This is a genomic window from Streptomyces spongiae (assembly GCF_009377185.1).
Taxonomy (GTDB): domain Bacteria; phylum Actinomycetota; class Actinomycetes; order Streptomycetales; family Streptomycetaceae; genus Streptomyces; species Streptomyces spongiae.
This window is the reverse complement of the sequence record NZ_VJZC01000232.1, coordinates 1-14176: the sequence shown is the minus strand read 5'-3', so window position 1 is coordinate 14176 and position 14176 is coordinate 1. Positions and strand designations below refer to the sequence as shown.

General features: G+C 68.9%; 10 protein-coding genes. 4 read left to right on the top strand and 6 right to left on the bottom strand.

What is annotated here, in order from left to right; all coding sequences use genetic code 11:
• Nucleotides 1–118 precede the first annotated feature (118 nt).
• Nucleotides 119–1783, top strand: coding sequence for a condensation domain-containing protein (locus FNH08_RS27045; protein WP_152774137.1), 1665 nt, complete (start codon nucleotides 119–121; stop codon nucleotides 1781–1783).
• On the opposite strand, the gene FNH08_RS27040 is transcribed toward FNH08_RS27045, so the two are convergent.
• Genes FNH08_RS27040 through FNH08_RS27030 form a run of 3 tightly spaced genes read right to left on the bottom strand, consistent with a single transcriptional unit; the run spans nucleotide 1784 to nucleotide 4115 of the window.
• Nucleotides 1784–2968 (bottom strand): acyltransferase family protein, encoded by a 1185-nt coding sequence (locus FNH08_RS27040; RefSeq protein ID WP_322725472.1) that lies wholly within the window; start codon nucleotides 2966–2968, stop codon nucleotides 1784–1786. It lies immediately after the preceding gene.
• Nucleotides 2965–3513: a hypothetical protein gene (locus FNH08_RS27035; protein ID WP_152774136.1), complete on the bottom strand. Its 549-nt coding sequence runs from the start codon at nucleotides 3511–3513 to the stop codon at nucleotides 2965–2967. Before FNH08_RS27035 ends, FNH08_RS27040 begins: the two co-directional genes overlap by 4 nt.
• On the bottom strand, nucleotides 3510–4115 hold the full coding sequence (locus tag FNH08_RS27030; protein ID WP_322725471.1) for an RNA polymerase sigma factor: 606 nt from the start codon (nucleotides 4113–4115) through the stop codon (nucleotides 3510–3512). Before FNH08_RS27030 ends, FNH08_RS27035 begins: the two co-directional genes overlap by 4 nt.
• Before the next feature lie 137 nt (nucleotides 4116–4252).
• On the opposite strand from FNH08_RS27030, the gene FNH08_RS27025 reads away from it, so the two are divergent.
• The 3 genes from FNH08_RS27025 to FNH08_RS27015 all read left to right on the top strand — a co-directional run bounded on the left by FNH08_RS27025 (nucleotide 4253) and on the right by FNH08_RS27015 (nucleotide 8796).
• Nucleotides 4253–4909, top strand: a complete 657-nt coding sequence (locus tag FNH08_RS27025) for a ThuA domain-containing protein (protein ID WP_152774135.1) — start codon at nucleotides 4253–4255, stop codon at nucleotides 4907–4909.
• A 143-nt stretch (nucleotides 4910–5052) separates the two neighbouring features.
• Nucleotides 5053–5400, top strand: coding sequence for a trypco2 family protein (locus tag FNH08_RS27020; RefSeq protein WP_152774134.1), 348 nt, complete (start codon nucleotides 5053–5055; stop codon nucleotides 5398–5400).
• A 6-nt stretch (nucleotides 5401–5406) separates the two neighbouring features.
• Nucleotides 5407–8796, top strand: coding sequence for an NACHT domain-containing protein (locus FNH08_RS27015; protein ID WP_152774133.1), 3390 nt, complete (start codon nucleotides 5407–5409; stop codon nucleotides 8794–8796).
• Here FNH08_RS27015 and FNH08_RS27010 read toward each other — a convergent pair.
• The 3 genes from FNH08_RS27010 to FNH08_RS27000 form a co-directional block, all read right to left on the bottom strand.
• Nucleotides 8791–11139, bottom strand: a complete 2349-nt coding sequence (locus tag FNH08_RS27010) for a sulfatase (protein WP_152774132.1) — start codon at nucleotides 11137–11139, stop codon at nucleotides 8791–8793. The genes FNH08_RS27015 and FNH08_RS27010 overlap by 6 nt on opposite strands.
• A 145-nt stretch (nucleotides 11140–11284) precedes the next feature.
• On the bottom strand, nucleotides 11285–12352 hold the full coding sequence (locus FNH08_RS27005; protein WP_152774131.1) for a LacI family DNA-binding transcriptional regulator: 1068 nt from the start codon (nucleotides 12350–12352) through the stop codon (nucleotides 11285–11287).
• Between the two features lie 213 nt (nucleotides 12353–12565).
• The gene (locus tag FNH08_RS27000) at nucleotides 12566–14158 is read right to left on the bottom strand and encodes a family 43 glycosylhydrolase (RefSeq protein ID WP_322725473.1); all 1593 of its coding nucleotides are present in this window, start codon (nucleotides 14156–14158) and stop codon (nucleotides 12566–12568) included.
• Nucleotides 14159–14176 lie beyond the last annotated feature (18 nt).

Below are 14176 nucleotides of genomic sequence, written 5' to 3'. Positions count from 1 at the left end.
CAAGTGGGGGGTGGGGGAGCGGGACCCGGGAAAGGTCGTGTGGTGCGAGTTCGCTTCGCCTACGCTGCGCAGCATGGCGGGGAACGGCCTTCGTTGAATTCCACAGCAGGGGTGAGGAATGGCTACGGGTGAGCGGACGCGTCAATTCATAGATTTCAAGGGAAAAACTTCCGGTATCTATGATTTGACCTGGAGTCAGAAGCAGGTCTGCTCATGGATGGAGCAAACGGCCCCGCATATAGCGAACATGAACCTGGCTGGATTGATCGAGGTCGAGAGAGGAGTGTCGGTCGATGACGTCGTAGCGGCCTTGAGAGTCGTCATCGAGCGGCATGAAGCCCTTCGAACTCGGGTATATCTGGACCCTGCAGGCATGTATCGCCAGGTCGTGCATTCCAGTGGACGGATTCCCATTGACATCCGAGAGTGCCTCACTGGCGATGAAGCGGAGACAGAGCTCGCGGAAATAAAGGCGATGCCCTTCACTACCGTGGAGTGGCCCTTGCGTGTGTCTGTTCTCGTGTCCGCGGGGGAAGTGGTGAAGATCGCCGTGTGTGTCTCACATGTCGTGACGGACGGCTGGGGCATGGGCGTGCTGCACAGCGAGATGACCGATCTTCTCTCTGGGGATGCCGAGGCCAAGGAAGCGCTGCTGGAGAAGCCGGTGCTTCAACCGCGAGAGCAGGCGGCCTGGGAACGGGTCGACGGTGACTCGGCGACACGTCGTGCGGAGGCGTTTTCCGCCGAGCAACTGAAGCACTTTCCGAACCAGCGATTTCCTTTGCCTCGCCAAGTGCCGGAGTCGCCGCGCTTTCCCGAGATCATGATGGAGTCCAGGGCCTCCGCTTTGGCCGCTGCGCGACTTTCCGAAGAGCTTCAGGTGACTCCCCATACCGTGGTCGTGGGGGCGATATCGGTTCTGCTGAGTGCGCTCGGTCGCGTTGACCGGGCTACCTTCCGTCTCTTCTGCTCGAATCGCCTCAGCAAGGCCAGTCAGTCGTCGCTGGGTAGCTTCTATCAAGTGGTGCCGGTCAGTGTCGAGGTAGGCGACCTGCCGTTCCGTGAAGTGGTCAAGAACGCCTGGAAAAAGACCATGGGTGCTTATCTCCTCGGGCCCGGTGACCCGGTCAGGCTCGAAGCTCTCCCGGAGTTGGTCACTCAGGAGCGCGGAGTGAAGCCCGATCTTGAATGCTTTGTGAATCTGCACAGCCTCAAATCAGCAGATGCCTTGAAGGCGGCGTCTGGCGTTGATTCGGAGGTGCGCGAGGTCACCAGGTTCTGGAAGAGGGGAGGAAACGAGATATGGGAGCCGGGGAAGTTCTACTTCGATGTGTGGAACGTCACGGAAAGGCTTGTGGTATCCCTTTGGGGGGACACTGAACTGTTTCCTTCGGACGTTCTTTCGAGTGCCCTTTCGTCTCTTGAGGGAATATTGGTGCGGGGTGCCGCCGACAGTGACCTGAGCGCAAGTGAAGTGATCCAGGAAGTCGGCGATCTCCTTGACGCTCCCATGCGGAGTGGCTTGGAATACGTCGACACATGTTGGGTGGACCTCGCTGAGGTGCGGCAAGCCCTGATCGAGTGCCTTTCCCCGGACGGCGTCGAGGTGGTTCTGGACCACGGGGTCGATTCGGCTGAGAGGAGAATGGTCGCGTACCTGGACCTGGGCGACAGGAAAATTACCCCTGAGGAGATCCACCATCTCGTCGTCGGCGGCCTTCGTGGTCGCAGGTTCGTGAGGGCGCCACACCGGTATGTGATCCGCGATCGCTCTCAGGGATGATCAGGTCTGGTGCCTCACGAGCCGTCGGCCCAACTTCCGGCTCGGTGACTCGATGTAACGGTAGGTCAGCACACACAACGGCAACAGCACAGCGAAGAACGCCACTTCGAGCACGGGACTGTCCCGCCGCCACCGGCCGTACGTGTGGTCGATCACCGCCAGCAGCACCGGATGCACCAGGTAGACGGAATAGCTGATCGTCCCCAGGCCGGTCAGCGTGCGCGGTATCCGGCGGTGGCGCACCGCCAGTCCGGCGCCGAAGGTGAGTACGGCCAGCAGGAACGCCACGATCCAGCCGCGCCGCGTGAAGTGGGGGTCGTCGCCGTGCCAGTACGCGCTCCCCACGGCACAGGCGACCACCACGACAGCCGTGCCCGCCGCGTACCCCCACGTGCCCTGACCGCGCTCGGCCCGGTGGACGGCGGTGCCGAGGAACATCACGGCGAGGATCACCAGGCCCTCCCACAGCGGGACCGTGCCGTTGAACGGGACCAGGACGAGCGCCAGCACCCCGCCCAACACGCCCCCGAACACCCGGAGTACGGGCGACCGGGCGCTCGCACAGCAGACGGCGACCACCATGGCGACCGAGGCGAGCGCGAGCACCGAGCCGCTCCCGACCCTGCCCGAGAGGGCGGAGGCCGGCAGCACGACCCCCGCCGCCACGCTCACGGCGGCGAGCACGGCGAGGGTGAGGGCGACCGACGCCGACCGCTGGTGGAGGCGGACCGTGAAGAGAGCGACGACCAGCAGGTAGAAGGCCATCTCGTACGAGAGCGTCCACAGGATGAGCAGGAGACTGGGAGTGCCCAGCAACTCCTGGAGCATCGTGACGTGGGCGGCGGCCACCGTCGTGGCGCTCTGCTCCCCGAAGTCACGTACCTGCGCGACGCCCCACAGGTCGAGGGCGAGGAGCACGGTGACGACGGCCGCCCACAGCGGGTAGACGCGGAAGACCCGTCCGATCCAGAACGTCCTCACGCAGCCCCGGCGTTCCAGCGACGCGGGGATGATGTAGCCGCTCACCAGGAAGAACACCATGATGCCGTAGCGGCTGGTGTTGAACTCCGGCATCAGCTCCCGACGGAACTCCGCCATGAAGGTGTACGACGAGTGGTCGAACACCACGACCAGTGCGGCGATGCCGCGCAACGCGTCCAGCCAGCCCAACCGCGCGCGTTTCACCGGATACAGGGCTTGACCTCGTAGTACTTGATCTCGTCCTTGGCCAACGGCCTGCCGCCCCGCATGTTCTCGAACACCAGCGTGTTGCCCCGGCGCAGGGTGACGGGCCAGGTGCGGATGGGTTCAGGGACGCCCTTTTTGTTGATCGCCAGAACCGCGGGGTCGCCCCACGACTTGGCGCAGGTGACACCGACAGCGACCACGTCCACCCGAATGCCCCAGGGGCGCATGCGCTCCGCGAGTTCCAACTGGGCGTTGACGCCGATGCCCTGGTCCTTGATGGTGAGCTCGACTCTGCCGTCCCCGTGCCGCTCCAACGCATACGCCGGCGACTCGGCCGGAGAACCGGGCCCCGCTACCGTGGCGACGCCGACCACCGCACAGGCCGTGGCGACGACGGCCATCCGGCGCAGGGTGAACAGACGGCGCACAGAGCCCTTCGACCAGCCCTTCGCCCTCTCCTCGCCCGCCCCGGCCTCGCGCAGCTCGATCTCCCTCTGCAACTCACCGAGCAGCCGGTCCTCGAACGTCGTCCTCGTGCTCATGCCTCTCCCCTCACGACGTACACCAGCGATGCCTCCGGCGTCTCGGCGGCCCTGGAGTCCGTCTCCTCCCGCAGCGCCTTGCGCGCCCGGTGCAGCCGGACCCGGGCCGTGACCTGGCGGATGCCCAGCGCGGCCGCCGCCTCCGTGACCGTGAGCTGGTCCACCGCGATCAGTTCCATGACGGCCCGCTCACCCTCGGGGAGCTTCGCCAGGGCGGCCAGGGCACGCCGCCCCGGGCTCTCCGCGTCGAGCTTGTCCTCGATGCGGACGATGTCGTCGGCCTCCAGCAACCGCCGCCCGGAGAAACGCCGATCGCGTTCCGTCTCCCGGGCGACCCGGCGGCGCTCCGACGACACGACGTTGCGCGCGATGCCGTACAGCCAGGCCGTCTCGCTGCCGAGGCCCGGCCGGTAGGAGTGGGCCGAGTCGAGGACGGCGACGAAGATCTCGGCCGTCAGGTCGGCCGCCGTGTGCGGGTCGTCGACCCGCCGGGCCACGAAACGCATCACCGCGTCCACGTGGCGCCGGTAGAACTCCTCGAAGAGCCGAGGGTCACGTACCGCCTCGGCGGGCCCACCCCGTAACCGTTCCGCGCCATCCACAGGCGTCTCCTTCCTTCAAAGGCACTTCACCTGTTCTTGGTACGAGGCGCGAAAAGCGTTACGGAGGTGGTTCGTGAGGCCCGCTTCGAAATTTTCGGTCCTTGGGGGCGGCACGCGCACCGAAATAGGCTCGCCCCATGTCAGCCCGCATCCTGGTCTACACCCGCACCACCGCCTACCGGCACGACTCGATCCCGGCCGGCGTCGCCGCCGTACGCGCCCTCGGCTTCGACGTCGACGCCACCGAGGACCCGCAGGCGCTGGAGGCGCTGGAGGGCCCCCTCGACCCGTACGCGGCCGTCGTCTTCCTCTCCACCAGCGGTGAGGTGCTGACCGACGCGGGGCGCGCGCGGCTCAGGTCGTACGTCGAGGAGGGCGGCGGCTTCGTCGGCGTGCACGCGGCCGCCTGCGCCGAGTACGACTGGCCGTACTACGGCGAACTGCTCGGCGCCCGCTTCGCGCGCCACCCCGCCCACCAGCCGGGCAAGGCCGTGATCGAGGACCGCGACCATCCGGCGACCAGGCACCTGCCCGCCGCCTGGGAGTTCACGGACGAGTGGTACGACTTCCGGACCAACCCGCGCGGCGCGGTGCACGTGCTGGCCCGCGCCGACGAGTCAACGTACGACGGCGGCGGCATGGGCGCCGACCACCCGCTGGTCTGGTGCCGCGAGCAGGGCGCCGGCCGGGTCTTCTACACCGCGCTCGGGCACGCGTCGGAGGCGTACGACGACCCGGACTTCCGCGCCCATCTGCTCGGCGGGATCAACTGGGCGGCCCGCCTGGCCGACTGAGACCCCTCCGGCCGAAATCCCGGGACGCCGGACGGCGAAGGCCCTCCAGCCGTCACAGTGACCAACTCCGAGCGCATTGGGCTTACTTCGGGTCAATGGTCCCGGTACATTCACTGTCCGGGGTTCGTCACGGGGGAGGCGCCATGACTGACGGGGACACTCAGAACGGGATCGACCTGGCCGACGCGGTCCAGGCGATCCGGGACCAGCTCCTCACCGCCGCGAACCGGGCGGCCGGTCAGGACATCACGTTCGACATGGGCGACATCCAGATGGAGTTCACGGTCGAGCTGCGCTCGGAGGCGAAGGCCGGCTTGAAGGTCCGCGCCTGGGTGGTGGACGCCGGCGTCGACGGCACGCGCTCCACCGGGCATACCCACAAGGTCGCCTTCACCCTCACGCCCAGGGACGCCCGCACGGGCGGCCGGTTGAGCGTGGGCAACCCGACACCGGGCGGCACGGCGCTCTTCGGGCGCCCGGCCAACGGCTGACGTGCGATGCTGCGCGCCACCTCGTCGGCCGACCGCGTCGTCCTGGTCAACGGTGCCGTCCAGGGCACCGGTGTGCTCATCGGCCCCCGGCACATCCTCACAGCGGCCCATGTGCTGACGGGGCCGCCCAGGGCTCGCGTCCAGCACCCTGAGAACGTCAGAGATCTCAGGCGGAACCCGCCGAAGCTCGTCGTCCTCCCCACGCGACCACCGCGCACGGCCCAGATCATCCACCCGTACAGTTCCGAGTGGACGACATGTGACGTGAGCTGGATCGACACCGACCGTGACCTCGCTCTGCTGAGCACGCGCAACGACGTCGTGGGCACCGGCTTTCTGCAGCCACTGGGCCGCATGAGGCTGGGGCGGATCGCCACCTCGCAACCCGTCACCGACTGCCAGATCCTCGGATTTCCCGCTGTGCAGCGCGACCCGGTCAGCGGTGACATCGAATGCGACCAGTACGAGGTCACCGTGCTGCCCGGGGCCAGTCGCCTGCGGCGGAACGTCATGGTCTGCGAATTCTCGCGCAAGCCCGTGGCGGAGACGGGCGACGGGTCGTCGCCACTGGCCGGGCTGTCGGGTTCCCCCATCTTCGCAGGCGACGTGCTGCTCGGCATCGTCACGGCCGTCCCCCGCGGACGGGACCACATGCGGATCGAGGCGGCAGACGTCGAGGCCGAGCAACTGCGGATGTCGGCCACGGCCGAGGCCGGCCTTCTGCCCTTGCGCACGGAGGACGTCACCGAGACCCACCGCCGCGACGAGGAGTACGAACGGCAGTACCGGGAAGCGATCAAGAACCGCCATAGCCAGATCGACATCATCGGTATCGACGAACTGACCGCCCAGGAGTCCCGTTGGGACCTGGAGACCGCCTACCTCCACCTGGAAGCGGAGGTGAGTCAGCCTTCAGCGGGTGCCGAGGGTCTCCCCTCCCGTCTCCGGCGGGTGGACGAGTTGCTGGCGGAAGCAGGGCCGTACGTACTGTTGCGGGGAGAAGCCGGTGCGGGCAAGACCACGCTGGTGTGGTGGCTGGCCTCCCACACCGCCTCAGGAACGCTCGGTGGCAGTCTCGCCGCCCTGAACGGACTGGTGCCGTTCATCGTGCCGATGCGCAGCCTGCGGGCGACGGGAGACGGTTTTCCCCGGCCCGGCGAACTCGACCGGGCCGCGCGCCTGATGACGGACGAAGCCCCGCGGGGCTGGGCTCGCCGGGTACTGAACTCCGGACGGGGGCTGCTGCTCGTGGACGGCCTGGACGAGGTGCCCCGGGACGACCGATTGGACGCCCGCAGATGGCTCAGCGACCTGCTGGCGGAATTCCCCGGCCGCGTCCGCGTGCTGGTCACCGTGCGTCCGCTCGCCGTGGAGGTGAACTGGCTCAGCCATGAGGGCTTCCGGGAACTGCGTCTGCTGCCCATGCGGGACACCGACATCCAGGCCTTCGTCCACGCCTGGCACGACACAGCCCGCCTCGAACCGCCCTCGTCGGCCGAGAAGAGCGGTGAACTCGCCGAGCTCGAAGCCGCGTTGAAGGCGAAGTTCATGAGCACACCGGCGCTGCGCAACCTGGCGAGGACGCCCCTGCTCTGTGCCGTGATCTGCGCCCTGCACCGCAGCAGCCGCGGAGAGCTGCCGGTGAGCCGGCCGAAGCTGTACACGCAGGCGCTGGAGATGCTGCTCGGGAAACGGGACACCCATCGCAAGATCCCCTTTCCGGAAGGCATCCAGCTCCGCCCCGACCGGCATCAGCTTCTGCTCCAGCGCATCGCCGTCTGGTTGGTGCGCAACGGTCAGTCGCAGCTCTCGCACGCACAGGCCAAGGGCCAGCTGGTTCCCGCTCTCACCGGCATGCCCGACGTGCAGGGGCCCGTCGACAAGGTCCTGCTGCACCTGCTCAACCGCAGCGGGGTGCTCGAGGAACGAACCGAGGACAGCATCCAGTTCATCCACCGGACGTTCCAGGACTACCTCGCGGCACGGGAGTTCCAGGACAGCGACTGCCTTCAGGAGCTGCTCGGCCACGCCGCCGAGGAGGAGTGGCAGGACATCGTCCTGCTGTCGATCGGCCACTGCAGGACCCCCGAGGTCGAGAAGGTCGTCGACCACCTGATCGCCCAGGGGGACACCCATGACGGCCACCAGCGGTGGAACCTGCACCTCCTCGCCGCGACCTGTGCGGCCGAAGCGCCCTACCTGCCTCAGGACAGACGAGATGCCGTGGCCGAGCGGCTCAAGGCATTCATGCCGCCCAAGAACGTCCTCCAGGCGACCGAGGTGGCCAAACTCGGCGCGTACGTGCTTCCCGTGCTCCCCGGCCCACAAGGACTGCCGGAGGACGTGCAGCTCCTCGTCGCCACGACGCTGACCAGGATCGGCACCGCCAACTGCCTGCCCCTCGTACGTGAGTACGGGGCCCAGCCGAGCCAACTCCTGCGCCAGTTCCTGGCGTCGGCCTGGGGTGACTTCCCGGCCGAGGCCTACGCGCGCGAAGTCCTCGCCGCCATGCGGCTGGACGACCTGGAGATACCGGTCAACCGCGACCACATGCTCAGGAACCTGCACCACCTCGGGCCCCTCAACAGGGTCCTCGTCGACGGCCCTTTCCGCGCGGCACAGCTCCACGGCGACCTGCCGTACACCCCGCTCGAGCAGCTCGCCATCACGGGCAACCCGGCTCTGACCGACTTGTCGTTCCTTCGCGGACGCCCGGACATCAGGAGTCTCCTTGTCGATTCCGACGCCAGGCTCCGGGACATCTCGGACCTGGCCGGTTCCCGCATCGTGACCCTCGCACTCGACGCGGCACTCCTGATGCCCGAGGATCTCGAGGTCATCCCCACGATGAAAGGTCTACGGGAACTGCACCTGCACGGGCTGCCGATCGGGCAGTACGCGAGGCTTCCCCCGCCGCACCCGTCCGTCGCACGGCTGTCCGTGTCGAGCCAGGACCTTCAGGTGGACACCTTGTACCGCTGGGTCGGGCTGCGCGGTCTCGCGGTCTGGCAGCCGACCCCGCTGAACGAACTCTTCGCGCAACTTGCGGCGCTGCCGAAGCTGCTCGCCCTTCAGCTCCCCCTCCTCTTCCCCGCGAGTGAGCTTCACGGTCTCCCCGCCCTCCACCAGGTCCACTCCCTCACGCTGCCCAACCTCGCGAACAACGCGGACCTGGACCGCTTGACGCGCGTTTTCCCCTCGCTGAGGAGACTGACCGTCGACCTGCGGTACACCTCTGGCCCCGTGCTCAATCTGGGGCCCCTTCACGGACTCCCCGACCTCGCCGTGACCGTTCTCTGCACCCGGGAACCGATGGTGTCGGAAGCGGGCCCACTTGCCCGAGGACTCCGCGTCACGGTGGTGCCGCACACGGGTACGGTCGGGCAGGTCCTATGAGTCCCCGCCGGCCTGCGGGCCGAACGCCGTCATGAAGCGGTCGCGGAACTTGTCCATGCGCCATTCCGGGGCGTTGTCGGCGGGCTTGAGGCCGTCCGTCCAGTTCCAGTCGGCGATCTTGTCCAGCACCTTCGGGTCCTGGGCGACGATGGAGACGGGCACGTCGTAGTTGGGCTTCTCGCCGGTCACCGTCTTGTTGGGCTGGTGGTCGCCGAGGAAGACCAGGACGGTGTCCTTCGAGCCGTACTTGGCGACGTAGTCGACGAGGCTGGTCACCGAGTACTGGATGGACTTGCGGTACTCGTCGCGGACCTTCGAGGCGTCCTTCCAGACCTCCTCCGGGTTCTTGCCCTCCCTCTTCTGGAGGTCGTGGTAGACCGAGCCGTCGCCGATCTGGTCCTCGGGGATCGTGCTCGGGATCGGCGCCCACGGGTTGTGGCTGGAGGTCAGGATGATCTCCGCCATCATCGGCTTGCGGTCCTTCTTGCCGTGCTCAAGCTTCTCGAAAGCCTTCAGGGTGTACTGGTCGGGCATCGTGGACCAGCTGAACTTCGGGCCCTTGTAGCCGAGTTGGTCGGAGTCGTAGATGTGGTTCAGGCCGAAGTACTTGCCCTCCGGCCATGCCTTCTGGGTGCCCGGCACGATGCCGACCGTGCGCCAGGCGCCGGTGCGGCGGAACGCCTCGGTGAGGGTGAGGCGGTCGCTCGCGACGAGGTTGGCGTAACGCGACTGGTTCTTGATCCACAGACCGGACAGGAACGTGGAGTGGCCCAGCCAGCTGCCCGCGCCCGTGATGGGGGAGCGCAGCCAGCCGCTGCGGGACGCGTACCCGGCGTCCTTGAGCTCCTGCGTCTTCTGGGCGAGGGTCTTGCCCAGCGGCACACCCATCTGCGGGTCGTCGATCGCGGAGCGGCCGTAGCTCTCGATGAAGGTGATCAGGACGTCCTTGCCGCGCAGCCCGGTCAGCAGCTGGTCCGGCGGGACGTCGGCGAAGGCGTCGATGGCCGCCTGCTTCTCGAACGCCTTCCCGTCCTTCAGCCCCGTGCGCACGGCCTCCACACGGTTCTCGACGAGCGTGGCCGAGCTGTGCGAGGCGACGGGCACACCGGAGAACTCCAGGGTCAGCGTGGAGCAGGTGATCCAGGCCGTGCCGAGGACCAGCAGCGTACGGCCCGTGGTGTGGCGGTTGTCCACCATGACGCGGGTCAGCCGGAGCACGGACAGCACCAGGAGGACGACGAGGCCGGCCAGCAGCACGATCAGCCCGATCGTCGCCGCGAGTGCGCCGCCCTCGCCGAACGAGTCCTTCACGAACGACTGGGCGTCGTCGAGCAGGATCCAGTCGAGCACCAGGTCGAAGGGCCGGTCGAGGGTCCAGTAGAAGCCCATGTCGAGGGCCTTCAGGATGACCAGCAGGCCGAGGGCCACGCCCTCGACGACCGCCATCAACTTCCGTGTCCTCGGCGGGAGGAGGAGCAACAGCGCGGCGCCGAGGACCCCTTCCGCCGGGATGCGCACGAACCTCTCCGGTTCGAGCTTCGAGACGTCGTTCGGCAGGACCAGCACGAACAGCACGAGCACGAGCGCGAGCCCGGTGACGGTCCAGGACAGCGCCCGCGCCAACACGGGCCGCCGCCCACGCCAGCCGCGCGCCACGTCCGGGGTTGCGCCCTCGCCGCCGGCGGCGGTGTCGCCTTGGGAGGCGTCGCCGTCGGCCGTGTCCGACGCGGTCGGCTGTGCCGCCTCGGTGCCGCTGGAGGTGGGTTCGTGGTCCGTGTCGTCGGGTTGGTCGGTTGTCGCCGTCGCGGGGGCGGTCGCTGTATCGGCTTCCTCGGGGGTACGGCCGTCCGGGGTAACCCGGCCACTGGCCCCGGCCTCGTCGACTTCGCCGTCGGACGTGGTCCGCGCGGGCGGTTGCGTTGTCTTGGCGCCGTCTGTGGCGGGTTCGTGGTCCGTGTCGTCGGGCTGGTCGGTTGTCGCCGTCGCGGGGGCGGTCGCTGTATCGGCTTCCTCGGGGGTACGCCCGTCCGCCTCGACCGGGCCACGGGTCGCGGCCTTGCCGGGAGCGTCCCCGTCCGTCCCGTCCGGGACACGCGCGTCCTCGCCGGAGTTACCTTCGACGGGCTCGCCCGCGTCGACCGTGCCGGAGGCGTTGTCCTCCGGCTCACCGGTCGCAGCGATGTCCGTGTCGTCCGAGCTGCTCGCCTTCGCGTCGCTGGACTCGGGCTTCTCCGTCGCGGTCCCCGCGTCCGCGGGCTCGCCCTTCCCACTGGCTGTCTCGCCGGAGGCGCGGGCCGCTTCCTCGTCCTCTGCCGGAAGCTGCGAAGTGCGTGTGTGCGACAACCCGAAGGTCCTTCCATGGAAAACCGTGCGGTGGTACGGCGGACCGGGCCCGAAGGCCGGGGACCGCCACTCACGGTACGGGGTGACGACTCCCTCCGTTCACCGGGTTGCCATTCCTTTGTACGGGAGGGAAACGCGAGCCGTCTCACCCCCGCGGCGCCCCCGTACTCGCCCGCTCCACCAGCCGCGTCGACAACTCCGTACGCGTGCCCTCCGGTTGCTCGCCCGCCATCAACCGCACCAGCAGACGCAGTGCCGTCGCCGCCATCTCCGACAGCGGCTGCCGGACGGTGGTGAGGCCGGGGGAGGCCCAGCGCGCCTCCGGCAGGTCGTCGAAGCCGACCACGCTCATGTCGTCCGGTACGCGCAGCCCCCGCTCGGCCAGCGCCCGGTACACCCCGAGGGCCATCTTGTCGGAGCACACGAACACGGCGGTCGGCGGCTCGGGCAGGTCGAGGACCTCCAGCATCCGGCGGTACGCGCAGGTCTCGTCGAAGTTGCCGTGCCGGACGTACTCGGACCGGTGCCGGACCCCGGCCGACGCGAGCGCCGAACGGTACCCCGCGATCCGCGCACTGCTGCACATCTTGCGCCGATATCCGCCGACGCACGCGATCCGTTCGTGGCCCAGCGCGAGCAGGTGCTCGGCGGCACTGACCCCGCCCTGCCAGTTGGCCGCGCCCACCGACAGCACGCCCTGCGGGGGTTCGACGACCGGGTCGATCATCACGAACGGGATGCGGTGCTGGTCCAGCCAGGTGTACTGGGACGGAGTCAGCTCGGCGAGGTTGAAGAGGACGCCGGACGAGCCGCGGGTGGTGAGCTTGTCCAGCCAGCCGCGTTCCGGGCGCCCGCCCCGGGTCCGGGTCAGCCCGGCGGACACCACGACCTCCAGGCCCGCCTCGTGCGCCGCCTCCTCCACCCCGTGCAGCACCGCGCCCGACCAGGAGCTGTCCAGCGAGTGCACCACCAGGTCGACCAGACCCGGTGCCTTCGCCGCCTCGACGCGGGGTCTGCGGACGTAGCCGAGCCGCTCCAGCGCCTCGGTCACGCGCCGCCGGGTCTCCGGTGCCACGTCCTCCCGCCCGTTGACCACCTTGGACGCGGTCGGCACCGACACCCCGGCCTCGCGCGCCACCACCGCCAGCGTCGGCCCCGTCGTAGCGCCCCCGCCTGCCGTACGGACCGTGGCCCCACTCCCGGAACTGACCATCGAAGACCACCCCTCCGGCCCGCCCGAGGGCCATCGAAAGTCGGACCAGCGCTGTTTCGTCGTGACGTTTCGTCGTGACTTTCGTCGTGATCGAAAACCGAGCGACAGAAAGCGCTTCCTACACTAGATGTGCCGCGAGGCAACGTGAAGACACCGGGATTCGCGGCATGACGCAGGTCCTGAACTTTCGAAACCTCGAACAATGGAGCAGGGTCAGTCCGGCATGCACGTCAGCCGGAAGCCGCGGAAGTCGGCGGTGAAGGACGCGTCGACGAGATCCCGAGCGTGGATGCCGGCCATCGCGCCCGTGAAGCGCAGGCGGGATCCGTAGTCGTCCGAGAGGCGACTGAAGTCCAGCGGCGGGCCGACCGGCACACGCGCCCCGTCCCGGACGAACCAGAAGCGGGCCTCGGTGCCTTCCACCGTCACACCCAGCGTGACCGGCGCCCCCGCGTCGACCTCGACGACGGCGGACTGCCGCCCGCACTCCTCGTCGCGCTCCACGAGACTCAGCACCGTACGCCCCTCGCCACGCCACTGCTGGCCGCGCTGGTCCTCCCCCTCGGGCTCCGCCCAGGTCAGGTCCAGGCTCAGGTACGACTCGGCGCAGTACCACAGCACCAGCCCCGCGGCCTGTGTGAAGGTGCTCGGACGTGCCTCGACCGTGACCTCTGCCTCCGCGCGGTGCTCCGTGATCCGTTGGGCGAGCAGACTGTGGGCCCAACGCGACTCGGGTCCGTGCCGGCCGCGGAGCCGGATCCAGCCGGGGCGGGTGGTGGTGTCGGCCCAGGACGGGTCGGCGTACGAGCGCAGGGTGCTCCACGGCCACCCGAAGACCTCGGACGGGCCGGGGGCGTGCGGCTCGTGGGCGCCCGGCGCCGGGACCTCGACCTCGACCGCCGGGTGCCACCCTCCGTGTCCCAGCCTCGGCCAGCCGTCCGCGTCCCACACCACCGTCTGGATCGCCGTCTCCCGGCCGAGCGAGCAGCGCGGGCCGTCCGGCGTAGGGAGCGGACGTGCCGTCAGATGGCTGAGGACCCAGCCGCCGCCCGGCGTCTCGACCAGCTCCGCGTGCCCCGCCTTCTGCAGGGGCAGCGAGGGGTCGTCGCGGGACGTCAACAGTGGACGGTCGTCGAGCTCGTACGGGCCCGTGATCGCGCGACCGCGCGCCACGAGCACCCCGTGCTCGAACCCGGTGCCGCCCTCCGCGAGCACCAGGTAGTACCAGCCGTCGCGCCGCAGCAGTTTGGGCCCCTCGATGAGCCGTTCGTGCTGGAGGAGCAGACGCGTGTCACCGACGGCGGTCAGTGTCTCCCGGTCCAGTTCGGTCAGGACGATGCCCGCGAAACGCCGTCCGCCCGGGCGGTGGTCGTTCTGGAGGTTGAGCAGCCACAGACGGCCGTCCTGGTGGAAGAGCGCGGGATCGAAGCCGTGGCTCGCGACGCGGTGCGGGGCCGACCACTTCCCGGCCGCATCCGGGGACGTACTGACGTAGGTGTCCACGTCGAAGTACGGCGTGCCGACCGAGCGCACGACCGAGTAGACGACCCAGAACCGCTCGCCGTCCCAGCTCAGGGACGGTGCCCAGACGCCACCCGAGTCGGGTACCCCGCCGAGCGTGTCCCCGGGGACCGCGCCCCGGACGTGGCCCGCGTACTCCCAGTGGGCCAGGTCCCGGGAGCGGTGGATCGGGATGGTCGGGTACCACTCGAACGAACTGGTCGCCACGTAGTACCAGTCGCCGACCCGGACCATCGACGGGTCCGGCGCGAAGCCGCGGATGACGGGGTTGTGCAGCAGGGTCACGTGGGGGCTCCGGGAGGG